The sequence below is a fragment of the Rodentibacter sp. Ppn85 genome (assembly GCF_001999335.1).
Classification (GTDB): Bacteria; Pseudomonadota; Gammaproteobacteria; order Enterobacterales; family Pasteurellaceae; genus Rodentibacter.
This window is the reverse complement of record NZ_MLHS01000080.1, coordinates 1-1,642: the sequence shown is the minus strand read 5'-3', so window position 1 is coordinate 1,642 and position 1,642 is coordinate 1. Positions and strand designations below refer to the sequence as shown.

The following is a 1,642-nucleotide window of genomic DNA, read 5'->3' as shown; positions in this document are numbered from 1 at the left end:
GAGCTACTTAACTCTTCACTTATTAGATCATTTGTTATTTCTTTTCCTTCTAAGTAAACTCTATTATCTTTTATTTCATAGTCAGCAAATACCAAATCAGAAAACAAAAAAACAACTAAAGATAAAATTAACTTTACAACCATCTTAAACACTCCTCTAATTTAGATGCATACCCTGCTATTGTTAAAGCTTTATCTGTTCCATTGATTATACGTCTAGCATTTAAATAATCCTTATTACTATTAGAAATATAATTAGACATTTTTTCCCTGTAAACATCCCTGTTTCCATACCATAAATCATGATCTTTGTTGCATCTTTTTGGTCTAAAGCTAACTCCGGGTTATTAACAAGATCTTTTTTTAAATACTCTCCTGGTTTTCTATAATTTTTCTTCCAGGTAAGTTGAACATAACCTCTCCCCCTATATTTATATCCATCTCCTTTCTGGGTATTTTCCATATCTATTGCCCTTGCTCTTCTTTTTGGTGTATCAGCCAACACCGGATCATATTTATTAAAATATGACAAACCACCTTTCTCGGTAATCGGCTCAAAAGTATGCCCTGTTTCATGTTTTGCAGTCGCAAGCATGTATGCAATTTTTGGTAAAGTACAAATATATGACGAATCAGCTTCAACGTATTCCTCAATACCGGTAAATATATTTTCCAGAGCCTGTTTCTGAGAATTCGTCAACTTCTTAAATAGCTTTTCATACTGGCTAAAAAAGAAATCTCGATCAATTAATCCTTTATTCTTAATCAACCACCCAATCACCCCTAACGGATGCATATAATACGCCTTCCGCTCACTATCAAATCCTTCCGCCTTCAAATCAATCACCAAATCATTCACCCGTTTTTGAATTCTATCCGCTGCGTCCTGGTCATTTAATTTCTGTGCCAACGCAATAAGCTCATTAAATTTGGTTGATTGGCTCCTTGCCCACTCGCTTTATGCTGAACGATAATTCCCGTTAAACGTCGCTGTTCCGCAGGATTAAGCAGCAAACCTTTTAGTTTTCCCGCCTCAAACCGACTTTCTTGCCCCTCTTTAGCCAAATCAAGCTCTTTCAATATGTCTTTAAACACGGGTTCCAATGTCTCTTTTTCTTCCATTGAATGCGGGCTTGCCGGGTCGAGATAGTCTGCTATCTTATGCTTAAAAATACTGATTTCATCTGTTTGGTCTTGATAACTATTCCCCCCCCGGAAAAAGCAAACCGTGGGTCTGGTGACTATCATCCACATAAATCCCCGAATCCTTATCTTTGCTGTGTTCCACTTGCTGATAAAGGTAAGGCTGCACATTGTAATAGGTTTTTGTTTGCTTTGGATTTTGTTTATCTTTTACGCTTTGCTTTTCCACATCGGCAAGGGGCACCATAATTTCAACTTGAGTTTGTTCCAGTTCAAACACTTTATCGTTCATTATGCTATAAAGTGGACTGCTGCGAGGAACATACAGGAAGTTGTCTTGAATCCCTTTCTTTTCCCGGTCTTGTTGGTAAACGGTTTATCTAATTAACTTCAATTCAATATTGGCTTTAAAAGAACAAAAAATAACCGCACTTTATAAAAGTGCGGTCGATATAGTTATTAATTTAGATCAACTGAATCGGCTTTTATCCACATATTGA

Annotated in this window: 3 protein-coding genes; all 3 read right to left on the bottom strand. The window is 36.4% G+C overall.

What is annotated here, in order from left to right; translation table 11 throughout:
- Nucleotides 1–222: 222 nt before the first annotated feature.
- Genes BKL51_RS12190 through BKL51_RS11100 form a run of 3 tightly spaced genes read right to left on the bottom strand, consistent with a single transcriptional unit; the run spans nucleotide 223 to nucleotide 1,422 of the window.
- Nucleotides 223–909 carry a glycoside hydrolase family 19 protein gene (locus BKL51_RS12190; RefSeq protein WP_233127130.1) on the bottom strand — a complete coding sequence of 229 codons (687 nt, stop codon included), beginning with the start codon at nucleotides 907–909 and terminating at the stop codon, nucleotides 223–225.
- Complete coding sequence (locus tag BKL51_RS11805) at nucleotides 894–1,253, bottom strand: hypothetical protein (RefSeq protein WP_143530618.1); 360 nt, start codon at nucleotides 1,251–1,253, stop codon at nucleotides 894–896. The genes BKL51_RS12190 and BKL51_RS11805 overlap by 16 nt, the downstream gene beginning before the upstream one ends.
- A complete protein-coding gene (locus BKL51_RS11100; protein WP_077466728.1) occupies nucleotides 1,201–1,422 on the bottom strand; it encodes a hypothetical protein in 222 nt (73 codons plus the stop codon). Before BKL51_RS11100 ends, BKL51_RS11805 begins: the two co-directional genes overlap by 53 nt.
- Nucleotides 1,423–1,642 lie beyond the last annotated feature (220 nt).

Coding starts and splice junctions, on each gene's coding strand:
- BKL51_RS11805 (WP_143530618.1), bottom strand. CDS start 1,253: ATGTGGATGATAGTCACCAGACCCACGGTTTGCTTTTTCCGGGGGGGG.